Here is a 22334-nt window from a genome sequence, read left to right on the forward strand (position 1 = left end):
ATGCCTGAAGAACGAAGCCTTGAAGGTAAGACCCTGCTGTTGGTCGACGGTTCGAGTTATCTGTACCGGGCCTACCATGCGATGCCTGATCTGCGCGGTCCCGAGGGTGGCCCGACGGGTGCGCTCTACGGGATGATCAACATGCTGCGGCGCATGCGCAAGGAAGTCACAGCAGAGTATAGCGCGTGCGTGTTCGACGCCAAGGGCAAAACGTTTCGCGACGACTGGTATCCGGAATACAAGGCGAACCGTCCGTCGATGCCGGAAGATCTTGCCCGTCAGATCGAGCCGATTCACGTCGCGGTGCGTGCGCTCGGCTGGCCGCTGCTGATGATCGATCGCGTCGAAGCGGATGACGTGATCGGCACGCTGTGCACCGAAGCGGAAAAGCTCGGCATGAACGTGGTCGTGTCGACCGGCGACAAGGACCTCGCGCAGCTCGTGTCGAACCGCGTGACGCTCGTCAATACGATGACCAACGAAACGCTCGACCGCGACGGCGTGGTCGCGAAGTTCGGTGTGCCGCCGGAGCGCATCGTCGATTATCTGTCGCTGATCGGCGATACCGTCGACAACGTGCCGGGCGTCGAGAAGTGCGGTCCGAAAACCGCGGTCAAATGGCTGACGCAATATGAGTCGCTAGATGGCATCGTCGGGCATGCGAGCGAGATCAAGGGCGCGGTCGGCGAGAATCTGCGCCGCGCGCTGGGCTTTTTGCCGATGGCGCGCAAGCTCGTCACAGTCGAGCGTCATTGCGATCTGACCGGGCACATCGTGTCGATCGAGGAGAGTTTGCCGAGCCTTCCCGAATCGCGCGAAGAGTTGCGCGAGGTGTTCACGCGCCACGGCTTCAAGACGTGGCTGCGCGAAGTCGAAATCGCCGATGCGGTCGAAGGTCCGGAAACCGACGTGCCCCCCGCGTTGTCCGTCGATCACGAGCGCCACTACGAGACCGTGCAAACATGGGAGCAGCTCGACGCGTGGCTCGACAGGATCAATGCGGCCGAGCTGACCTCGTTCGATACCGAGACCACGTCGCTCGATCCGATGATCGCGCAGATCGTCGGCTTGTCGCTGTCGGTCGAAGCGGGCCGCGCCGCGTATGTGCCGCTCGCGCATCGCGGCCCCGACGCGCCGGTGCAACTGCCGCGCGACGAAGTGCTCGCGAAGCTCAAGCCGTGGCTCGAAAGCGCCGGCCACAAGAAGGTCGGCCAGCATCTGAAGTACGACGAACAGGTGCTCGCGAATTACGGCATCGAAATGCGCGGCGTCGAGCATGACACGCTGCTCGAGTCGTACGTGCTCGAATCGCATCGCACGCACGACATGGACAGCCTCGCGCTGCGTCATCTCGGCGTGAAGACGATCAAGTACGAAGAGGTCGCGGGCAAGGGCGCGCAGCAGATCGGCTTCGACGAAGTCGCGCTCGACAAAGCCGCCGAATATGCGGCCGAAGACGCAGACATCACGCTGCGTTTGCATCAGGCCTTGTATCCGCAGATCGCCGCGGAGAAGTCGCTCGACCACGTGTATCGCGAGATCGAAGTGCCGACTTCGCGCGTACTGCGCAAGATGGAGCGGACCGGCGTGCTGATCGACGCGGAGAAGCTGCGTCAGCAGAGCAGTGAGATCGCCACGCGTCTGATCGAACTCGAAGGCAAAGCGTACGAACTGGCCGGCGGCGAATTCAACCTCGGCTCGCCAAAGCAGATTGGTCAGATTTTCTTCGAGAAGCTAGAACTGCCGGTCATCAAGAAGACGCCGAGCGGTGCGCCTTCCACCGACGAAGAGGTGTTGCAGAAGCTCGCCGAAGACTATCCGCTGCCGAAGATTCTGCTCGAACATCGCGGCCTGTCGAAACTGAAGTCGACCTATACCGACAAGCTGCCGCGCATGGTCAATCCGCACACCGGCCGCGTGCATACGAACTACGCGCAGGCCGTCGCGGTGACGGGGCGGCTCGCATCGAACGATCCGAACCTGCAGAACATTCCGGTGCGTACCGGCGAAGGTCGGCGCATCCGCGAGGCGTTCATCGCGCCGCTCGGGCACAAGCTCGTCTCCGCCGATTATTCGCAGATCGAATTGCGCATCATGGCCCACATCTCGGGCGACGAATCGTTGTTGCGCGCGTTTTCGCAGGGCGAGGACATTCACCGCGCGACCGCGTCGGAAATCTTCAGCGTGACGCCGCTCGAAGTGTCGAGCGATCAGCGGCGCGTCGCGAAGGTCATCAACTTTGGGCTCATCTACGGCATGAGCGCGTTCGGACTCGCGTCGAACCTCGGCATCACGCGCGATGCGGCGAAGATTTATATCGACCGCTACTTCGCGCGCTATCCCGGCGTCGCGCGCTATATGGACGAGACGCGTTTGAGCGCGAAGGCGAAGGGCTACGTCGAAACGGTGTTCGGCCGTCGTCTGTGGCTGCCCGAGATCAACGGCGGCAACGGTCCGCGCCGCCAGGCCGCCGAGCGTGCCGCGATCAACGCGCCGATGCAGGGCACCGCGGCTGACCTGATCAAGCTTTCGATGATCGCCGTGCAGAACTGGATCGAAGACTCGAAGATCGGCACGCGGATGATCATGCAGGTGCATGACGAACTGATTCTCGAAGTGCCCGACGCTGAGTTATCCGAAGTCCGCAAGCGCCTGCCAGAACTGATGTGCGGCGTCGCCGCGCTGAAGGTGCCGCTCGTCGCCGAGGTCGGTGCGGGCCTGAACTGGGAGGAAGCGCATTGACATGCCCGTGACATGCGCACGATAACGTCGTGCGCATGTCACACATGGGTTTTGGCGACTTGTGACTTCCCAGGCGGGTCGAGGACAATCGGTTCAGGACGGCGCATTCATGCGCAGCGTCGCGACAGATAATTCATCGGCTACACGGAGAAGTGCAATGCATCGATTTATCGTCGTTGGCGGAGGTGCGGGAGGATTGGAACTGGCCACGCGTCTTGGCGATCGCTATCGGGCCGACAAGAAGGGGCGCAGCGCGCAGGCCCAGGTCACGCTGGTCGACCGCTATCCGACGCATATCTGGAAGCCGCTGCTGCACGAGGTGGCGGCGGGCAGCATGGACCCGTTCACGCAGGAGCTCCCGTACGCGGCGCAGGCGCGCTGGCATGGCTTCGCATTCCAGCAAGGCGACCTGACCGCACTCGACCGCACGAACCGACGCATTACGCTCGGCACCGTGCTGGACGACGACGGCGCTGAACTGCTGCCCGAACGCGAGCTCGAGTACGACACGCTGATCATCGCGATTGGCAGTACCACGGCCTTCTTCGGCGTCAAGGGAGCGGCCGAATTCTCCTTCGCACTGGATACGGTTAGCGAGGCAGAGCGTTTCCGCAAGCGCCTGATAGCGGCGTGCGTGCGCGCCGAGCATCAGGCGCACGAACCCGTCGAGTCGAGACCGGGACCCGGCACGTGGACGTCGAGCGAGCCGCGCATTCAGGTGGCGATCGTCGGCGGCGGCGCGACGGGGGTCGAGTTGTCGGCGGAGTTGCGCAATACCGCGCAGGTGTTGTCCGCGTATGGCTTGCACAAGCTCGATCCGCGGCATGACGTCGGCATCGTGCTGATCGAGGCGGGGCCGCGCATTCTGCCCGCGTTGCAGGAGCGCGTTTCCACGGCCACCGCTGAATTGCTGACCAAGCTCGGCGTGAAGCTGATGATCGGCGAGACGGCGGCCGAGGTCGCGCCTGGCTACATCCGCACCGCGAGCGGTCACACCGTGCGGGCCGATCTGACCGTGTGGGCGGCGGGCATCAAGGCGCCGGCGGTGCTCGGTCAGCTCGACGGCTTGCCGGTCAACCGGCTCGGCCAGCTGATCGTGCGCCGTACGCTGCAAACCGGGATCGACGACAACATCTTCGCGCTCGGCGACTGCGCGGCCTGCGAGTGGCCCGGCAACGAGCGCAACGTGCCGCCGCGCGCGCAGGCCGCGCATCAGCAGGCGAGCTTTCTGCTGAAGGCACTGGCGGCACGCCTCGACAACAAGCCGCTGCCGGAATTCACCTATCGCGACTTCGGCTCGCTGGTCTCGCTCGGCCACTTCAGCGCGGTCGGCAATCTGATGGGCGGGGTGATTGGCGGTAATATGCTGATCGAAGGGCTGTTCGCGCGCTTCATGTACATGTCGCTGTACCGGCTGCATATCGCGGCGCTGCACGGCTATCCGCGCATGGTGCTCGACACCTTCGCGCATTGGTTGCGCCGTACCACGCTGCCGCGTGTCAAGCTGCACTGACGCGCGCGGACGATCTCCTCAGTTGAATGTGCAACGGGATGCGCGCAAGGCGTATCCTGTTGCCTCTAACAATTCTTTGAGGAGCGCCACATGCTGAAGCCTGAGGTCGACTGCCTGGTCCCGCACGTTCCCTTCGATCGGCGCACCTTCATCAAGGCGGCGCTGGGCACCGGTTTCGCGGCGGCGGTGCTGCCAGTCTCGGCGCAAACCATTCATACCGACAGCGACGGCCTCGAAGCAGGGGAGGTGGCGTTTCATTCGCTCGGTACGCTGATACCGGCCTACCGCGCGCAACCGAAGGGCAAGACGCATCTGCCGGTGATCCTCGTCGTGCATGAGGCTTTCGGCGTGCACGAGCATATCGCGGACGTCTGCCGGCGCTTCGCGAAGCTGGGCTATCTGGCAATCGCGCCCAACCTGTTCGAGCGCGAGGGCGATCCGACCGTCTACACGAGCATCCAGCAACTGAGCGAGCAACTGCTCAGCAAGGTACCCGACGAGCAGGTGCTGGCCGACCTCGACGCAGCCGTCGCGTGGGCCGGCGAAAACGGCGGCGACCTGAACCGGCTCGGCGTGAACGGCTTCTGCTGGGGTGGGCGCATCTCGTGGCTCTATGCCGAACACAATCCGCGCGTGAAGGCGGGGGTCGCCTGGTACGGTCGCGTGACCGGCGCGAAGAATGCGATGACGCCGGCCAATCCGATCGATCTCGTCGCTGACCTTCATGCGCCGGTGCTCGGCCTGTACGGGCGCCAGGATCAAAGCAATCCGCAGGACACGCTCGAGCAGATGAAGCAGGCGATCGCGCAAGGGCCGCAAGCAGGACGCGGCTCGCAGTTCGTCGTTTATGACGACGCGGGTCACGCGTTTTTCGCCGATTACCGTCCGAGCTACAGGAAGGCCGATGCCGAGGATGGCTGGCGTCGTACGCTCGTGTGGTTCAAGCAGCACGGCGTGGCTTGAAGCGCTGCTCGAATTCCTCGCGTCTGGTTACGACTTGCGGCGGCTCGCGCTCAAGGTTTCGCCCCCGTCGCCACCGGCCGTTTCGGATCGGAACTCCATTCGCTCCAGGAGCCCGCGTACAACGCTGAACCATGCAGGCCGGCAACCTCCATCGCAAGCGAATTGATGCAGGCGGTCACGCCCGAGCCGCATTGCAGCACCACGTGTTCGGGCGGCGTGTCGCCGAGCAGCGCGTGGAATTCCTCACGCAGTGTGTGCGCCGGCTTGAAGCGGCCGTCGGGGGTCAGGTTGTCCTTGAAGAAGCGGTTCAGCGCGCCCGGGATATGGCCGCCGACGCGGTCGAGCGTCTCGTTTTCGCCGCGATAGCGATCGGCCGCGCGCGCATCGACGACAATTCGCTCCTTGGAACCGAGGTTGCGCTCGACCGCCTGGGTATCGATAGTCACGGCGAGCGGCGCGGCCGCCTTGAAGTCGCCGGTGTTCTGCGCGGGCACGTCCTGCGTCAGCGGTTGGCCAGCCGCTTCCCATGCCTGCAGCCCGCCGTCGAGCAGCGCGACCGCGTCGTGACCGAGCCAGCGCAACAGCCACCAGACGCGCGCCGCGTACATGCCGCCTTGTGCGTCATATGCGACGACCTGTTGACCTTGCTTCAGTCCCCGCGACTCCAGCGTTTCGACGAGCCGCGCGCGATCGGGCAGCGGATGCCGGCCGTTCGAGCCGTTCTTCGGCCCGGACAGATCGCGATCGAGATGCAGATAGTGCGCGCCCGGCAGATGGCCGGCCAGCCAGGCTTTCTCGCCCGCGTCGGTATCGGCGAGGTCGAACCGGCAGTCGATCACGAACACGCTGCCCGGCGCGGCCGAGAGCCGCTCGGCAAGATTGGTCGCGGAGATCAGGGTAGTGTAATGAGTGTGGGGCATGAGCGTCTCCTCGATACGGGCGATGGCGGCTGCGGGCCGCGTCGTTCACGCGGCTGGCGCACGGCCGGTCGATATCGGTAGTCTAAACAAAAAAAGACGGGTCGAAGCCCGTCTTTCCTTGAGTCGATCGATGCGCCACGCGGCGCGGATCAGATCGTGCCGAGTTCGCGCCGCAGAAACTCGTGGAAGTGCTGCATACCGTCTTCCATCGGGCTCTGATACGGTCCGACCTGTGATTCGCCGCGCTCCATCAACGCGAGGCGGCCGGCGTCCATGCGCTCGGCGATCTCGTCGTCTTCGCGGGCTGTCTCCATATAGGCGGCGCGCTCGGCTTCGACGAAGTCGCGCTCGAACAGCGCGATTTCCTCGGGGTAATAGAACTCCACCACGTTGGTGGTCTTCTGCGGACCGCGCGGAATCAGCCACGACACGACCAGCACGTGCGGATACCACTCGATCATGATGCCCGGGTAGTACACCATCCAGATCGCGCCGAACTCGGGCGGATTGCCGTCGCGAAAGCGCAGCACTTCGTCGTGCCACTTGCGATACGTCGGACTGCCCGGTTGCTCGAGCGCCTTGTGCACGCCGACCGTCTGCACGCTGTACCAGTCGCCGAACTCCCACGTCAGATCGTCGCAATTGACGAAGCTGCCGAGGCCCGGATGGAACGGTGCGACGTGATAGTCCTCCAGATAGACCTCGATGAAGGTCTTCCAGTTGTAGTTGCACTCATGGACTTCGACGTGATCGAACATGAAGCCCGCGAAATCGAAATGACGCTTGGTGCCGAGGCGTGCGAGATCTTTCGCGACGTCCCGACCTTGGGCCTCGAACAGCAGACCCTGCCAGTTCTGCAGCGGCGTGGCGCCGAGATTCAGGCAAGGGTTGTCGGCGAAATGGGGCGCGCCGAGCAGCGCGCCCTTCAGGTCGTACGTCCAGCGATGCAGCGGACAGACGATGTTCTGCGTCTGGCCGCGGCCGTTGAGCATGATGGCTTGCCGGTGGCGGCACACGTTCGACAGCAACTCGACTTGCGACTGCTGGTTACGGACGAGTACCCGCCCCTCGCGTTCGCTGGGCAAGGCAAAATAATCCCCCGCTTCGGGCACCATGAGATCGTGGCCGATGTAGCGAGGACCTTTCTTGAAAAGGGTGTCTATTTCGCGCGTAAGAAGCGCTTCGTCAAAGTAAGCCGTGACTGGCAGCTGGCTGTGAACAGACCGCAACTGCAATGCATTGCTCAGATTGGACATTCCCACTCCCGATGAAGACGTGAAAGCAGTGAACAACCCAACCATCGAAGATTCGATTTAGGGAGCCCGCAATTATACCCGTTTCCCTGTGTCAGGGGCACTTAAGTCCCTGATTTGGGTTAAAAATGTCAAGAAAGTTCGGCATTTTCGCCGCAGACCTCGAGCTTTTTTTCTGCGAGACTTCAGGGTCGAAGCGGGGCAAGGGTGGGCATCGGACAGGCTCGAAGCGAGACCGCACGGCGGGGCGCAGGCCGCCGAGCGGATCGAAAATGTCGCTTTTGCCGTAGAATGTCCGACTTGTTTTAATTTTGCGACTATTCATGGCGAAGACCGCATCGAACGATTCCGCCGCCGCACCAGCCGAAAGCGGCGATAGCGCGCCGCTGCCGGAGAACTACGAGGCCGCGCAGACCGAACTGGAAGAGCTCGTCGCGCGCATGGAGGGCGGCAGTCTGAGCCTCGAGGAATCGCTGGCCGCTTACCGTCGCGGGGCGGCACTTGTCGCATTCTGTCAACAGCAGCTCGAAAAGGTCGAGCAGCAGGTGCGGGTCCTCGATGGCGAGACCCTCAAGCCGCTGCCCATGAATACCGCAGGAACAGCCGCGACTGAGAGCGGGGACGACCTATGACATTCGAACAATGGACGCGCTCGGTGCTCGAACGCGTCGAAACGGCTCTGGAACACTATCTGCCGGCCGAGACGACCGAACCCGCCAGGCTGCACGAGGCGATGCGCTATGCGGTGCTCGGCGGCGGCAAGCGGGTGCGGCCGCTCCTGTGCCACGCGGCCGGCGAGCTGACCGGCGCGCGTGCCGAATGCCTCGATGCGGCGGCGGCGGCGCTGGAAATGATTCACGTGTACTCGCTCGTGCACGACGACATGCCCTGCATGGACGACGACGAACTGCGCCGCGGCAAGCCGACGGTCCATGTCAAGTATGACGAAGCGACCGCGCTGCTGGTCGGCGACGCGCTGCAGTCGCAGGCATTCATCGTGCTCACGTCCGACGTACTCGGCCGGCCGCAGCAGGCCTCGCTCGTACGCGAACTCGCGCTCGCAAGCGGCTCGATCGGCATGTGCGGCGGCCAGGCCATCGATCTGGCGAGCGTCGGCCACACGCTGACCCGCCCGCAGCTCGAGACCATGCATCGCATGAAGACCGGCGCGCTGCTGCGCGCGGCCGTGCGCATGGGCGCATTGGCCGGCGAGACGCCGGACGCGCAGGGTCTGGCGTCGCTCGACGCCTACGCCGCCGCGGTCGGTCTCGCGTTTCAGGTCGTCGACGACATTCTCGACGTCACGACCGACTCCGCAACGCTCGGCAAGACCGCCGGCAAGGACGCGAAGGACGGCAAGCCGACCTACGTGTCGATTATTGGGCTCGACGCGTCGCGCGCGCTCGCGGCGCAACTGCGCGGCGACGCGCACGCCGCGCTCGCGCCGTTCGGCGCGCGCGCGCAGCGTCTTGCCGAACTGGCCGACCTGGTGGTGAACCGGGTCAGCTGAACGCGAAAGCCCGCCGCCGCGCACCCTCCATCCCCGGGGTGCATGTATGAAGTGCGGGCGCGTAAGTTTTCCTACAATGGAACGACGATGTACGACTTGCTGAAAACCATCGACGACCCGGCAGCCCTGCGCCGCCTCGATCGCCGCCAATTGCAACCGCTTGCCGACGAGTTGCGTGCCTTCGTGCTCGACAGCGTATCGCAGACGGGCGGCCATCTCTCGTCCAACCTCGGCACGGTCGAGTTGACCATCGCGCTGCACTATGTCTTCGATACGCCGCACGACCGGATCGTCTGGGACGTCGGCCATCAGACCTATCCGCACAAAATCCTGACCGGTCGTCGCGACCAGATGCACACGCTGCGTCAGTTGGGCGGCATCTCGGGCTTCCCGAAGCGCGACGAATCGGAATACGACACCTTCGGCACCGCGCACTCGAGCACGTCGATTTCGGCCGCGCTCGGCATGGCGATCGCGAGCAAGCTGCAAGGCGACAACCGCATGGGCATCGCCGTGATCGGCGACGGCGCGATGACGGCCGGCATGGCCTTCGAGGCAATGAACAACGCGGGCGTCGAAGACGACGTGCCGCTGCTCGTGATCCTCAACGACAACGACATGTCGATCTCGCCGCCGGTCGGCGCGCTGAATCGCCATCTCGCGCGTCTGATGTCTGGGCGCTTCTATGCGGCCGCGCGCGCGGGCGTCGAGCGCGTGCTGCGCGTCGCGCCGCCAGTGCTCGATCTCGCGCGCAAGCTCGAGGAGCACGCGAAGGGCATGATCGTGCCGGCGACGCTGTTCGAAGAGTTCGGCTTCAACTACATAGGGCCGATCGACGGTCACGATCTCGATTCGCTGATTCCGACGCTGCAAAACATCAAGGAACTGCGCGGGCCGCAATTCCTGCACGTGGTCACGAAGAAAGGCCAGGGCTACAAGCTGGCCGAGGCTGATCCGGTGCTGTACCACGGCCCCGGCAAGTTCAATCCGGCCGAGGGTATCAAACCGGCCGCGACGCCGTCGAAAAAGACCTACACGCAGGTGTTCGGCGAGTGGCTGTGCGACGCGGCCGAGCTCGACTCGCGCGTGATCGGCATTACGCCGGCAATGCGTGAAGGCTCGGGCATGGTCGAGTTCGAAAAGCGCTTCCCGGATCGTTACTTCGACGTCGGCATCGCCGAGCAGCACGCGGTGACGTTCGCGGGCGGCCTTGCCGCGGACGGCATGAAGCCTGTCGTCGCGATCTATTCGACCTTTCTGCAACGCGCGTATGACCAGCTGATTCACGACGTCGCGCTGCAAAACCTGCCGGTGGTGTTCGCAATCGATCGTGCGGGTCTCGTTGGTGCGGACGGCGCGACGCATGCGGGCGCGTACGACCTCGCGTTCATGCGTTGTATTCCGAACATGACCGTGATGGCGCCGTCTGACGAAAACGAGTGCCGCCAGATGCTGTACACCGCGTTGCAGCAGTCGCATCCGACCGCTGTGCGCTACCCGCGCGGCGCGGGTACCGGGGTCGCAACGGTCAAGCAGATGGCCGCGTTGCCGCTCGGCAAGGGTGAAGTGCGTCGCGAGACGTCGGCGCCGGCCGGCAAGCGCGTCGCGATTCTCGCGTTCGGCACGATGGTCGCGCCGTCGCTCGCGGCTGCTGAGCAACTCGACGCCACCGTCGCGAACATGCGCTTCGTGAAGCCGCTCGACACCGAACTCGTGCGCAGGCTGGCCGAGACGCACGACGCGATCGTCACCGTCGAGGAAGGCTCCATCATGGGTGGCGCGGGTTCGGCGTGCGTTGAAGCCCTGCTCGCAAGTGGGGTTATGCGTCCCGTACTACAATTGGGCCTCCCCGATCGGTTCATCGATCACGGGGACCCGGCCAAGCTGCTCGCCGCGTGCGGTCTCGACGCCGCGGGTATCGCCCGGTCGATCCGCGAACGCTTCCTTGCGAGCGGCGCGGTCGGCGGTCAGTCGTCCGTGAAGCGCGTCGCGTAAAGCGCTGTCGGCTTCGGCAATTTCCAGTTTGAACCGACGGGTGTTGCGGCCCGTCACCCAACGCCGGCGCGAGCCGGCGTTCGCCGTTGCGCGCGCTGATCCGCATGGCCGCTGGGCGCCTCGAACTCGCTGCGCGATAGTCGCCGATGCAGCGAGACCTTGGTGCAGCCCGGCGCTTTCCAGAAAGGACAAAAGAATGAATCAGATGAATCCCGCTTTCGTGATGCCCGACGTGCAAAGCACCCCCGACACGCGCCAGATTCCGATCCAGCGGGTCGGCGTGAGGGGCGTGCGTCATCCGTTGACGATTCGCACGCAAGGTGGCGAAGTGCAGCCGTCGGTCGGCACGTGGAATCTCGACGTGCATCTGCCGGCCGAGCAGAAGGGCACCCACATGTCGCGCTTCGTCGCGTTGCTCGAAGAGAACAAGGCGCCGCTCGAACCGGCCACGTTCCGCACGATGCTCGCGGCTATGCTCGAAAAACTCGAGGCGGAGGCGGGCCGCATCGAAGTGTCGTTCCCGTACTTCGTGAACAAGACCGCGCCGGTGTCGGGCGTGCAGAGCTTGCTCGATTATGAAGTCACGCTGACCGGCGAGACCCGCCATGGCGCGACGCGGGTGTTCCTGAAGGTGCTGGTGCCGGTCACGAGCCTGTGCCCGTGCTCGAAGAAGATCTCGCAGTACGGCGCACACAATCAGCGTTCGCACGTGACGATCGATGCCGAGCTGAACGGCGACGTCGCTGTCGAAGAGTTGATCCGTATCGCCGAGGAAGAAGCGTCGTGTGAACTGTGGGGCCTGCTCAAGCGCCCGGACGAGAAGTTCGTCACCGAGCGCGCGTATGAAAATCCGAAGTTCGTCGAAGACCTCGTGCGCGACGTTGCCCAGCGTCTGAATGCCGACGAGCGCATCGTCGCGTATGTGCTCGAAGCGGAGAACTTCGAGTCGATTCACAATCACAGCGCGTATGCGGTGATCGAGCGGGACAAGCGCCTCGCCTGATACGTTCCTGATCGCTCCACGCCGTTTCGTTGCGAAAGCATTGAAGCGAAAAGCCGCTTGTAAAGCGGCTTTTTGTCCTCTTGGGGCGGCGGTTCAGTGCGCGAGCGACGTCAGATCCCAACGCGGCTTCACGGTGAACGCGTAGTCGTGGCCGGCCTGTTCGGGCCAGCGTTGCAAACGCAGCGCGCCGGCCAGCGCGATCATCGCCCCGTTGTCCGTGCACAGCGACAGGTCCGGGTAGTGGACGTAGAAATTGCGCTTCTGCGCGGCGGCCGACAGCGCTTCGCGCAATTGCCGGTTCGCGCCGACGCCGCCCGCCACCACCAGCCGGTTCAGCTTCGTGCGCTTGAGCGCCGCTAGAGATTTCGCGGCCAGCACGTCGACGGCGGCATCGACGAAACCGCGCGCGAGGTCGGCCTTGGCCTGCTCGCAGATGTTCGCGCCGCCCAGCCGGTTCGCGTGCGTGAGCACGGCGGTCTTCAGGCCGCTGAAGCTGAAATCGAGGTCGCCGGAATGCAGCATCGGGCGCGGCAGCACGACTGCGCCGGGTGTACCGAACTCGGCCATGCGCGAGACTTCGGGGCCGCCCGGATAGCCGAGGCCCAGCAGCTTGGCGGTTTTGTCGAAGGCTTCGCCGGCGGCGTCGTCGAGCGTCTCGCCGAGCGTCTCGTAGAAGCCGACGTCCGTCACGCGCATCAACTGCGTGTGGCCGCCCGAGACCAGCAGCGCGACGAACGGGAACGGCGGCGGCTCGTCGACCAGCAGCGGCGACAGCAGATGCCCTTCGAGATGGTGAATGCCCACGGTCGGCTTGTTCCACGCCATCGCCAGCGAATTCGCGACGCTCGCGCCGACCAGCAGCGCGCCCGCGAGCCCGGGCCCTTGCGTGTAAGCGATCGCGTCGATGTCGCCGCGCGCGACGCCGGCGCGCTCCATCACCTCTTCGAGCAGCGGCAGCGCGCGGCGGATGTGGTCGCGCGATGCAAGCTCCGGCACGACGCCGCCATACTCCCGATGCATCGCAATCTGCGAATGCAGCGCGTGCGCGAGCAGGCCGCGCTCCGTGTCGTAGAGCGCGAGACCGGTTTCGTCGCAGGAGCTTTCGATGCCGAGAACGAGCATGATGAATCGCTTGAGACGGACGCGCGCGACGCGCGTCCGGAAGTGAAAGGTAAGCTTAAAAGTATACCAGCGCGGACAGGCAGCCGCAGGCGGCCGGCTGAGCACGGGCATGGACGCGAGGGCCCGGCAGGTACAATGCGGCCCCATGGAATCCTTCGATATCGCGGTGATCGGCGCGGGCGCGGCCGGCATGATGTGCGCGGCCGTGGCCGGTCAACTCGGCCGGCGTGTGGCGCTGATCGACCACTCGCAGCGTCTCGCGGAAAAAATCCGCATTTCCGGCGGTGGCCGGTGCAACTTCACGAATCTGTATGCGGGGCCGGCCAATTATCTGTCGGCGAATCCGCATTTTTGCCGCTCGGCGCTCGCGCGCTATACGCCGCGCGATTTCATGGCGCTGCTGAAGCAGCATCGCGTGACATGGCACGAGAAGCACAAGGGCCAGCTGTTCTGCGATCAGTCGAGCGACGCGGTCATCGACGTGCTGAAGAACGAGTGCGACGCCGGCGGGGTTGCATGGCGCACGCCGCTGTCGGTCGAAGAGGTGCGCCAGGACGCCGAAGGACAGTTCCTGCTCGGCACGACGGCGGGCACGATCGCCGCCCGTGCGCTCGTGATCGCGACGGGCGGTCTGTCGATCCCGAAGATCGGCGCGACCGATTTCGCGTACCGGATCGCCAGGCAGTTCGGCCACAAGTTGATCGACACGCGTCCCGCGCTGGTTCCGCTGACCTTCGCTCCGGCCGACTGGGAGCCGTTCGCGGCGCTATCGGGCGTGTCGCTTGAAGTACAGCTGTCGACTGGCAATACGAAGACCGGCGCCGAATTCACCGAAGATCTGCTGCTCACGCACCGCGGCCTGTCGGGCCCAGGCGTGCTGCAGATCTCGAGCTACTGGCAGCCCGGCGAGCCGATTCACATCAATCTGCTGCCGGAGCGCGACGCCGCGACTGCGCTCATCGACGCGAAAAGCGGCACGAAGCGGCAGATCGCCAATCTGCTATCGGAATGGGTGCCGCAGCGGCTCGCGCATGTGTGGCTCGACACTCACCAGATGGCCGCCGAGGCCCGCGTCGCCGATCTGCCGGACAAGGCGCTGCGCGGCATCGGTGCGGCGCTGTCGCGCTGGACCCTCACGCCGAACGGCACCGAGGGTTATCGCAAGGCCGAAGTGACGCGCGGCGGGGTCGATACGCGCGGTTTGTCATCGACCACGATGATGAGCGCGCGGGTGCCGGGCCTCTACTTCATCGGCGAGGCGGTCGACGTGACCGGTTGGCTCGGCGGCTACAACTTCCAGTGGGCGTGGGCGTCGGGTGTCGCGGCGGGCGAGGCGGCGGCCGAATATGCCCGGGGGCTTGACGGCGCAATGGCTTTGTGAGAAAGCTCTGCTATACTCCTGAACCTTTACAAAGTTCCGTTATTGAAAAATGACGACCATCCGCGTAAAAGACAATGAGCCGTTCGAAGTCGCCATGCGCCGTTTCAAGCGCACCATGGAGAAAAACGGCTTACTGACGGAACTTCGCGCTCGCGAGTTTTACGAGAAACCCACAGCCGAACGCAAGCGCAAGAAAGCGGCGGCAGTGAAGCGTCATTTCAAGCGTCTGCGTGGCCAGATGCTGCCAAGGAAGCTCTACTGATTCTGGCGTTGCCCGCTGTACGCGGCGCGGCAGCATCCAAGCCGATGGCGGCACGACAGGTGTCATCATGGCAAAACCGGCCCATCGGGCCATCCGGCAGGGTCGCATCCACTACGCAAAATTGCGCCAACCCGCTTGAGGAAGAAGTCCCAAGCGGGTTTTTGTGCTGATGCGGCAGTATCGCCGCCGTCGACCGGCCGGTTTTTCAACTTTTCAACGCAATTCAGGTGAGTGATGAGTCTCAAGGACCGGATCAACGACGATATGAAAGCTGCCATGCGGGCGCGCGAGACCGAACGGCTCGGGACGATCCGCCTGCTGCTCGCCGCGATCAAGCAGCGTGAAGTCGATGAGCGGGTCACGCTCGACGATGCCGCCATAACCTCCGTCATCGACAAGATGATCAAGCAGCGCAAGGATTCGATCAGCCAGTTCGAGGCCGCAGGACGTACGGATCTTGCGGACAAGGAAAAGGCCGAGTTGGCCATTCTTTCCGCGTACATGCCTGAGCAGATGTCCGAAGCGGAAATCGTTGCCGAGGTGCAGGCGGCGGTCGCGCAAACCGGCGCTGCCGGCCCGCAGGACATGGGCAAGGTGATGGGCGTGCTGAAGCCGAAGTTGGCCGGCCGCGCCGACATGACCGCCGTCTCCGCACAGGTCAAGGCCGCGCTCGCTAAGTAACTCTGTCGATTTGTCCGGGTCGCGCGCCTCCTGAAGGCGAGGCGCGGGACCCGGGCGCGGTGTCGAGCCCGGGCTCCGGGCTTGGATTTTGAGGCTTTCCAGGCAGCGTCATTTACTGTGATCCCACCGTCATTCCTGCAGGACCTGCTCAACCGCGTCGATATCGTCGACGTGGTCGGCCGGTATGTGCAGCTGAAAAAGGGCGGCGCGAACTTCATGGGGCTGTGCCCGTTTCACAACGAGAAGAGCCCCTCGTTTACGGTTAGTCCGACTAAACAGTTTTATCACTGCTTCGGCTGCGGTGCGCATGGTACGGCCATCGGTTTCCTGATGGAACACGTGGGCGCGTCGTTTCCCGAAGCGGTCAACGAGCTCGCGCAATCGGTGGGTCTCACCGTACCGCACGAGCCTTCTCCCGGATATGGCGGCGGTGGTGGCGGAGCTGGCGGCGGCTACGCGCCGGCGGCATCGAGGGCCGTGACAACCGCGCTGTCCGATCTCATGCAGACCGCCTGCGACTACTACCGTAAGCAACTGCGCGGTGCGCCGGGCGCGATCCAATATTTGAAGAAGCGCGGCCTGACCGGCGAAGTCGCCGCGCGCTTCGGTCTCGGCTATGCGCCGGACGGGTGGCAAAACCTCGAGACGGCGTTCCCGAACTATCGCGACGACGCCCTGGTCGAAGCGGGTCTCGTGATCGTCAGCGAAAAGTCGGACGCGCAGGGTCAGAACCGCCGCTACGACCGCTTTCGCGAGCGGATCATGTTCCCGATCCGCAATGTCAAAGGGCAGGTGATCGGCTTCGGCGGCCGCGTGCTCGACGGCGGCGAGCCAAAGTATTTGAATTCACCGGAAACGCCGCTATTTAACAAGGGCAGCGAGCTGTACGGGCTGTTCGAGGCGCGTCTTGCGATTCGAGAGCAACATTACGTGCTGGTCGTCGAAGGTTATATGGACGTGGTCGCGCTGGCCCAATTGGGCTTCCAGAACGCCGTCGCGACCCTCGGCACCGCTTGCACGCCGATTCATGTGCAGAAACTGATGCGCCAGACCGATACGGTCATCTTCAGTTTCGACGGCGACGCGGCCGGCCGGCGCGCCGCGCGTCGCGCGCTCGATGCGTGCCTGCCGCACGCCGCCGACAACCGGACGATCCGTTTCCTGTTCCTGCCCAGCGAGCATGATCCCGACAGCTACGTGCGCGAGTTCGGCACCGAGGCTTTCGCCGAGCAGGTCGAACGGGCGATGCCGTTGTCGCAGTTCATGCTCAACGAGGTGTTGACCGGCAAGGAGCTCGATCAGCCCGAAGGCAAGGCCCGCGCGCTGTTCGACGCGAAACCGCTGCTGCAGGCGTTGCCGGCCAATGCGCTGCGCGCGCAGATCATGCATATGTTCGCAGACCGGCTCGACGTGCCATTCAGCGAAGTCGCGGCGCTTTGCGAAGTCGACGCGCGGATCGCGGCCGCGTCGCGCAAGGCGCCGGCCCGCAAGGACCGGCGCAGCGTGACCGGCATCGAGGAAAAGACGCTGCGCAATCTGGTGATGTATCCGCGCACGGTCGCGATGCTCGACGAAGCGGCCGAAGAGGCGCTGCTCACCGTGACCCGGCACGGCGAACTGTTCGCGGAAGTGACGACGCACGCGCGAGCCCTCGGCGATTCGGCAGCGTTCCAGTTGTTGTCCGATCTCTTGCGAAATGGCGCGAACGCCCCAACTTTCGAGGAAATCTTTCGCAAAATTCTAGACTATGATGAAAACGTCCGGGATTTGCTGCTGAAAGATCCGCAGGACGCGGCCGTCATCGAGGAACGGCGCGAGCAGGAACGAATTGTCGGCGAGGAGCTGAAAGCCGCGATTTTGAAGATGCGATACGACGCTTATTGCGATCGTCTCGAACAGCTTTCGCGACAGTCGCGGCATACGCCGGAAGAGTTTGCCGAGTTTTCGGAGCTCAACCGGAAGCGGGCCGACATGAAGCGTCAACTCGGGCTGTAGCGGCGAGGCCGAAACCTCGGATGGTATAATCAAAAGTTTCTAGCGGTTTGTTTTTTCAAGGGTTTTCCTAGCAAAGGCGAAAGGCGATGCGATGGCAAAGACGACAGGCGGAAATCATGCAACGGGCTCACGCGCTAAAGAGCGCACCGGAAAAGTTACCGAAGCCAAGCTGACTGCATCCGCCAGAAGAACGTCTGCTGTCAGCGTTGCACCGGCTGCCGGGAAGAAGTCGTCGACCACTGCGGCCGCGCAGGCCGCACCGGTTCGGGCGGCGAAAGCTGTAGCACCGCCGGCTGCCAAGCGGGCGGGTGTCAGAAGCGCAAGGGAAGCGGCTGCCGTTCAGGACGATGCGGTAGCGCGCGTGACTTCAGTATCCACGGTTCAACCGGCTGTTGTCCAACAGCCGGGGGTCGAGACTACAGCCGGTACGGCGAACTCCATGACGAAAAAGCTGAATGAAGTACCCGTCGATGACGATGCAACCCAGACCGAAGAAACCGCTGCCGCCGCACCGGGCAAGCCGGAGAAGGTCAAGGCTCGCGACCGTCGTGCAAAGGAAAAAGCGCTGCTGAAGGATGCGTTCGCGTCGTCGCAGCCTGGCACGGTGGAGGAACTCGAGGAGCGTCGCTCCAAGCTGCGCGCCCTGATCAAGCTCGGCAAGGAGCGCGGCTTCCTCACGTACGCTGAAATCAACGATCACCTGCCGGACAACTTCACCGAGACCGAGGCGATCGAAGGCATCATCAGCACGTTCAACGACATGGGCGTCGCGGTCTACGAACAGGCCCCGGACGCTGAAACGCTGCTGCTCAACGACAACGCGCCCGCGGCTTCGTCGGACGACGAAGTCGAAGAGGAAGCTGAAGTCGCGCTGTCCACCGTCGACTCCGAATTTGGCCGCACCACCGATCCCGTGCGTATGTACATGCGCGAAATGGGCACGGTCGAGCTGCTTACGCGTGAAGGCGAAATCGAAATCGCGAAGCGCATCGAAGACGGCCTGAAGCACATGGTGATGGCCATCTCCGCGTGCCCGACCACGATCGCCGACATTCTCGCGATGGCCGAGCGCGTCGCCAACGACGAAGCGCGCATCGACGAACTCGTCGACGGTCTGATCGACGCCGACGCGGCAGACGCCGACGGCTTCTCCGCGCAGGAGGCGGAAGCGATCGAGAATGAAGACGAGGAAGCCGAGGAAGAGGACGAAGAGGACGAGGAAGAAGACGATGGCGCGGCGCAAGCCACCGCCAACGCCGCGCAGCTCGAAGCGCTGCGGCGCGCGTCGCTCGAAAAATTCGCGTCGATCAGCGAATGGTTCGACAAGATGCGTCGCGCGTTCGAGAAGGAAGGCTACAAGTCCAAGTCGTATCTGAAGGCGCAGGAAACCATCCAGAACGAGCTGATGACGATCCGCTTCACCGCGCGTACCGTCGAGCGTCTGTGCGACACGCTGCGCGCGCAGGTGGATGAAGTGCGTCAGGTCGAGCGTCAGATCCTGCATACGGTCGTCGACAAGTGCGGCATGCCGCGTGCGGAATTCATCGCGCGTTTCCCGGGCAGCGAGACGGACCTCGAATGGGCCGACAAGATCGTCGCCGAAGGTCACGGGTATAGCGCAATCCTCACGCGCAACATTCCGGCGATCCGCGAACAGCAGCAACGTCTGCTCGATCTGCAGGCGCGCGTGGTGCTGCCGCTGAAGGACCTGAAGGAAACCAACCGTCAGATGGCGGCCGGCGAGCTTAAGGCGCGCCAGGCGAAGCGCGAGATGACCGAGGCCAACCTGCGTCTCGTGATCTCGATCGCGAAGAAGTACACGAACCGCGGTCTGCAGTTCCTCGACCTGATTCAGGAAGGCAACATCGGCCTGATGAAGGCGGTGGACAAGTTCGAATACCGTCGTGGCTACAAGTTCTCCACGTATGCGACGTGGTGGATCCGCCAGGCCATTACGCGTTCGATCGCCGACCAGGCGCGCACGATCCGGATTCCGGTTCACATGATTGAAACGATCAACAAGATGAACCGCATCTCGCGTCAGATCCTGCAGGAAACCGGTCTCGAGCCGGATCCGGCGACGCTGGCCGAGAAGATGGAAATGCCGGAAGACAAGATCCGCAAGATCATGAAGATCGCGAAGGAGCCGATCTCGATGGAAACGCCGATCGGTGACGACGACGATTCTCATCTGGGCGACTTCATCGAAGATACGAACACGGTCGCCCCGGCGGATGCGGCGTTGCACGCGAGTATGCGCGACGTCGTGAAGGACGTGCTCGATTCGCTGACGCCGCGCGAAGCGAAGGTGTTGCGCATGCGTTTCGGTATCGAGATGAGCACGGATCACACGCTCGAAGAAGTCGGTAAGCAGTTCGACGTGACGCGTGAGCGAATTCGTCAGATCGAGGCGAAGGCGCTGCGCAAGCTGCGTCATCCGAGCCGTTCGGACAAGCTGAAGTCATTCCTCGAAGGGAATTGACGGCGACGGCCGCGGTTGGCCGCAAATGATGCGATCAAAGGGGCCTCCCGGTCGTTTCGCCGAAGCGAAGCGGTTGCGGAGGCTCCTTTTTCGTGTAGTATGTCGGCCAATCGACGAAACGGGCCCGGCCTTCACGACCGGGTCTTTTTTTCTTGGGCTGGACGCCGTGTTGGTTGCAGGCAGTGGACTCATAATCCACCTCCGAAAGGACATCGTGGGTTCGAACCCCACCCGGCCCACCAAAGTATCGAAAAAAGGGTTCCGAATTCCGGAACCCTTTTTTGTTTTTGGGCGGCCTTCGACTGCCTCCGCTGGGCGACCCAGTGCCAGCCTCAACCCCGGCGAGCGGCGTCCGTTGCCCCACACACCGCCCGACACCGACCCGCTCGCGCCGGGCCTCGCCCGCGGACGAGGAGGCGCTTAAGCGCGCTCCGCGCCAGCCATAAGCGGTGATCACGCGTAATCAGGGAAACTCCGTGTAAAAGCGGGCGCAACCCCGCCGTTAATTGAATGCGGAAGGCATGTCGATGCATGCCGTCCGTTTTCAGCGCGGGTCTTGTCACGCGGCGGCCGGCGTCGCAATTCACCTCCGGGCAACGCCCGTGCTGAAGGTTTTTTCGAATCGCACGCGCATCTTATAGAGACGTGACAGAGGGTGCTCGCTAAAGCGAGAAATCAGAAGACCGCCGCAATGGCAGTGTCTCAATAGTGAATGCTGATTCGACGCGGTGGGCTCGAACCGTTGCGCTGCCCGGGGGCGGCAGCGATTGCTTGCCTCGGTCAATAAAGATTAGGTGAATAAGCCGTCTTGGTGATTCGACGAGTTAATCGCCCCGCCGGAAACCATTAATTGGCGGGTGCGAGCAAGACTGCATTTAACTCTATTAAGTTCCGGCGCTTCAAAAATAAATCTCACACGACCCGGAAAACCGTCACTTCAACCATTTGATTACAAAAAATATGGCGGGTCTTTTCGTCAATTTGCTCCGACCCGATTACGTCACGCGTATTAAAGCACTGTTGCAAACGCGCAACTTAGAATATTGACGCGTTGCAAATTCGTTTTGGGTGGAGCTGGCGATCCGGCACCTAGATCTTGCAATAAACGGTGGAAAAACAAGAAGTTATCCCCATCGGCTCCAACATTGTTGCGAATTTCGAAAAATCCTGTTGCGTGAATTGCCTGCGTCGGTACCAGGGTGTCCCCCTACACTCACGCTTCGCTTCAAGGGTGCCCGGTCGATCCCCACGGTTCGGCCAAGCGGGCGGTGGCAAATGCGATGCATCGGCTGCTGAAGCAGGTCCTGCTCCCCGTATAAATTTTTCGAATTGGAGTTCCCATGAAAAAGAGTCTCATCGTCGTTTCGGCTGCCGCATCGTTCGCTTCGGTCGCTCACGCACAAAGCAGCGTGACCCTGTACGGTCTGCTCGACGCAGGTCTGACGTACACCAGCAACGTTGCCCACAACTCCAAGTGGGCAGCAGGTAGCGGCGGCATCAACCAGAGCATGTTCGGCCTGCGTGGTTCGGAAGATCTGGGCGGCGGTCTGAAGGCAATCTTCACGTTGGAAAGCGGCTTCAACATCAACAACGGCAAGTACGCTAACAACAACGGCATGTTCAACCGCCAGGCCTTCGTCGGTCTGTCGAGCTCGCAATTCGGTACGGTCACGCTGGGTCGCCAGTACGACGCAGCGCAGGACTACCTCGCACCGCTGACCGCAACGGGCAGCTGGGGCGGCACGTACTTCGCGCACCCGTTCAACAACGACAACCTGAACACCAACGGTGGTCTGTCGGTCAACAACTCGGTCAAGTACTCGAGCGCTAACTACGCTGGCTTCACGTTCGGCGGCACGTACGGCTTCTCGAACCAGGCTGGTGGCTTCGCAAACAACCGTCAGTACAGCTTGGGCGCCGCATACCAGTGGCAAGGCCTGCACCTCGGTGCTGCCTACGCTCAGCAAAACAACCCGGCTGCTAACGCAAGCGGCGCATCGGACGGCGTTCTGGCGAACACCGCGGGCGTGCTGCAAGGCGACTTCCGTCAGCGTCAGTTCGGCGCAGGCGCTTCGTACGGCTTCGGCCCGGCGCTGGTTGGCGTGGCATGGACGCAATCGCGCGTCGACAACCTGGTTGGTGCAGCTCCTGGTCAGCGTCAAGGCCACACCAACAACTACGAAATCAACGGCAAGTACAACGTGACCCCGGCTATGGCTCTCGGCGTCGCGTACACGTTCACCGACGCGCGCGGCTACGGCATCAACGCCGACGGTAACGACATGAAGACCCGTTACCACCAGATCGGCCTGCAGGCTGACTACTCGCTGTCGCGTCGCACCGACGTCTACGCTCAGGCTGTATACCAGCACGCAATGGGTGACGGCGGCGTGGCTTCGATCTACAGCGGCGACAACACGGTTCCGACCTCGTCGTCGAAGAACCAGACGGCTGCTACGGTCGGTCTGCGTCACCGCTTCTAAGCTTCAGCAGAAGCTGCCTGTAGTACAGA

16 protein-coding genes and 1 tRNA gene are annotated in these 22334 nt (G+C 63.3%); 14 read left to right on the forward strand and 3 right to left on the reverse strand.

The genetic code is table 11. The annotated features are described in order from the left end of the window. From polA to F6X39_RS17780, 3 genes are all read left to right on the forward strand, one after another. Positions 1-2742: a DNA polymerase I gene (gene polA, locus F6X39_RS17770; protein WP_187617562.1), complete on the forward strand. Its 2742-nt coding sequence runs from the start codon at positions 1-3 to the stop codon at positions 2740-2742. 157 nt (positions 2743-2899) lie between these two features. Then, on the forward strand, positions 2900-4255 hold the full coding sequence (locus F6X39_RS17775) for an NAD(P)/FAD-dependent oxidoreductase (protein ID WP_187617563.1): 1356 nt from the start codon (positions 2900-2902) through the stop codon (positions 4253-4255). Between the two features lie 90 nt (positions 4256-4345). Next, a complete protein-coding gene (locus F6X39_RS17780) occupies positions 4346-5218 on the forward strand; it encodes a dienelactone hydrolase family protein (protein ID WP_184057465.1) in 873 nt (290 codons plus the stop codon). A gap of 50 nt (positions 5219-5268) precedes the next feature. Here the strand turns inward: F6X39_RS17780 and F6X39_RS17785 are convergent, their stop codons facing one another. Then, positions 5269-6138, reverse strand: a complete 870-nt coding sequence (locus tag F6X39_RS17785; RefSeq protein WP_187617564.1) for a sulfurtransferase — start codon at positions 6136-6138, stop codon at positions 5269-5271. A gap of 149 nt (positions 6139-6287) precedes the next feature. Continuing rightward, positions 6288-7394, reverse strand: coding sequence for an aromatic ring-hydroxylating oxygenase subunit alpha (locus F6X39_RS17790; protein WP_187617565.1), 1107 nt, complete (start codon positions 7392-7394; stop codon positions 6288-6290). Between the two features lie 320 nt (positions 7395-7714). Here F6X39_RS17790 and F6X39_RS17795 point away from each other — a divergent pair, with 320 nt between their 5' ends. The 4 genes from F6X39_RS17795 (at position 7715) to folE2 (ending at position 11899) form a co-directional block, all read left to right on the forward strand. After that, a complete protein-coding gene (locus tag F6X39_RS17795; protein ID WP_090808406.1) occupies positions 7715-8023 on the forward strand; it encodes an exodeoxyribonuclease VII small subunit in 309 nt (102 codons plus the stop codon). Next, entirely contained in the window at positions 8020-8901 is an 882-nt protein-coding gene (locus F6X39_RS17800; protein ID WP_184072176.1) for a polyprenyl synthetase family protein, read from the forward strand. Before F6X39_RS17795 ends, F6X39_RS17800 begins: the two co-directional genes overlap by 4 nt. A gap of 87 nt (positions 8902-8988) precedes the next feature. Beyond that, a complete protein-coding gene (gene dxs, locus F6X39_RS17805; RefSeq protein WP_187617566.1) occupies positions 8989-10896 on the forward strand; it encodes a 1-deoxy-D-xylulose-5-phosphate synthase in 1908 nt (635 codons plus the stop codon). A gap of 196 nt (positions 10897-11092) precedes the next feature. Then, the gene (folE2, locus tag F6X39_RS17810; RefSeq protein WP_187612167.1) at positions 11093-11899 is read left to right on the forward strand and encodes a GTP cyclohydrolase FolE2; all 807 of its coding nucleotides are present in this window, start codon (positions 11093-11095) and stop codon (positions 11897-11899) included. Between the two features lie 93 nt (positions 11900-11992). On the opposite strand, the gene tsaD is transcribed toward folE2, so the two are convergent. Next, entirely contained in the window at positions 11993-13021 is a 1029-nt protein-coding gene (gene tsaD / locus F6X39_RS17815; RefSeq protein WP_184054832.1) for a tRNA (adenosine(37)-N6)-threonylcarbamoyltransferase complex transferase subunit TsaD, read from the reverse strand. A 145-nt stretch (positions 13022-13166) separates the two neighbouring features. Between tsaD and F6X39_RS17820 the strand changes: the two genes are divergently transcribed. The 7 genes from F6X39_RS17820 to F6X39_RS17850 all read left to right on the forward strand — a co-directional run bounded on the left by F6X39_RS17820 (position 13167) and on the right by F6X39_RS17850 (position 22305). Then, on the forward strand, positions 13167-14402 hold the full coding sequence (locus F6X39_RS17820; protein WP_187617567.1) for an NAD(P)/FAD-dependent oxidoreductase: 1236 nt from the start codon (positions 13167-13169) through the stop codon (positions 14400-14402). Positions 14403-14451: 49 nt separating this feature from the next. Then, positions 14452-14664: a 30S ribosomal protein S21 gene (gene rpsU, locus F6X39_RS17825; RefSeq protein ID WP_018424196.1), complete on the forward strand. Its 213-nt coding sequence runs from the start codon at positions 14452-14454 to the stop codon at positions 14662-14664. Positions 14665-14898: 234 nt separating this feature from the next. Next, positions 14899-15345: a GatB/YqeY domain-containing protein gene (locus F6X39_RS17830; protein WP_184057455.1), complete on the forward strand. Its 447-nt coding sequence runs from the start codon at positions 14899-14901 to the stop codon at positions 15343-15345. Between the two features lie 117 nt (positions 15346-15462). Then, positions 15463-17340, forward strand: a complete 1878-nt coding sequence (gene dnaG / locus F6X39_RS17835) for a DNA primase (RefSeq protein ID WP_187617568.1) — start codon at positions 15463-15465, stop codon at positions 17338-17340. Between the two features lie 91 nt (positions 17341-17431). Continuing rightward, the gene (gene rpoD, locus F6X39_RS17840; RefSeq protein ID WP_184036235.1) at positions 17432-19822 is read left to right on the forward strand and encodes an RNA polymerase sigma factor RpoD; all 2391 of its coding nucleotides are present in this window, start codon (positions 17432-17434) and stop codon (positions 19820-19822) included. A gap of 154 nt (positions 19823-19976) precedes the next feature. Beyond that, positions 19977-20064, forward strand: a tRNA-Ile gene (locus tag F6X39_RS17845). 1098 nt (positions 20065-21162) lie between these two features. Continuing rightward, on the forward strand, positions 21163-22305 hold the full coding sequence (locus F6X39_RS17850) for a porin (RefSeq protein ID WP_184036238.1): 1143 nt from the start codon (positions 21163-21165) through the stop codon (positions 22303-22305). Positions 22306-22334: the final 29 nt, after the last annotated feature.

Origin of the sequence: Paraburkholderia sp. UCT2, from assembly GCF_014397665.1 — a bacterium.
GTDB classification, from domain to species: Bacteria; Pseudomonadota; Gammaproteobacteria; order Burkholderiales; family Burkholderiaceae; genus Paraburkholderia; species Paraburkholderia tuberum.

Coding starts and splice junctions, on each gene's coding strand:
- folE2 (WP_187612167.1), top strand. CDS start 11,093: ATGAATCAGATGAATCCCGCTTTCGTGATGCCCGACGTGCAAAGCACC.
- F6X39_RS17850 (WP_184036238.1), top strand. CDS start 21,163: ATGAAAAAGAGTCTCATCGTCGTTTCGGCTGCCGCATCGTTCGCTTCG.
- rpoD (WP_184036235.1), top strand. CDS start 17,432: ATGGCAAAGACGACAGGCGGAAATCATGCAACGGGCTCACGCGCTAAA.
- F6X39_RS17775 (WP_187617563.1), top strand. CDS start 2,900: ATGCATCGATTTATCGTCGTTGGCGGAGGTGCGGGAGGATTGGAACTG.
- F6X39_RS17820 (WP_187617567.1), top strand. CDS start 13,167: ATGGAATCCTTCGATATCGCGGTGATCGGCGCGGGCGCGGCCGGCATG.
- dxs (WP_187617566.1), top strand. CDS start 8,989: ATGTACGACTTGCTGAAAACCATCGACGACCCGGCAGCCCTGCGCCGC.
- F6X39_RS17785 (WP_187617564.1), bottom strand. CDS start 6,138: ATGCCCCACACTCATTACACTACCCTGATCTCCGCGACCAATCTTGCC.
- F6X39_RS17800 (WP_184072176.1), top strand. CDS start 8,020: ATGACATTCGAACAATGGACGCGCTCGGTGCTCGAACGCGTCGAAACG.
- tsaD (WP_184054832.1), bottom strand. CDS start 13,021: ATGCTCGTTCTCGGCATCGAAAGCTCCTGCGACGAAACCGGTCTCGCG.
- F6X39_RS17795 (WP_090808406.1), top strand. CDS start 7,715: ATGGCGAAGACCGCATCGAACGATTCCGCCGCCGCACCAGCCGAAAGC.
- F6X39_RS17780 (WP_184057465.1), top strand. CDS start 4,346: ATGCTGAAGCCTGAGGTCGACTGCCTGGTCCCGCACGTTCCCTTCGAT.
- F6X39_RS17790 (WP_187617565.1), bottom strand. CDS start 7,394: ATGTCCAATCTGAGCAATGCATTGCAGTTGCGGTCTGTTCACAGCCAG.
- polA (WP_187617562.1), top strand. CDS start 1: ATGCCTGAAGAACGAAGCCTTGAAGGTAAGACCCTGCTGTTGGTCGAC.
- rpsU (WP_018424196.1), top strand. CDS start 14,452: ATGACGACCATCCGCGTAAAAGACAATGAGCCGTTCGAAGTCGCCATG.
- F6X39_RS17830 (WP_184057455.1), top strand. CDS start 14,899: ATGAGTCTCAAGGACCGGATCAACGACGATATGAAAGCTGCCATGCGG.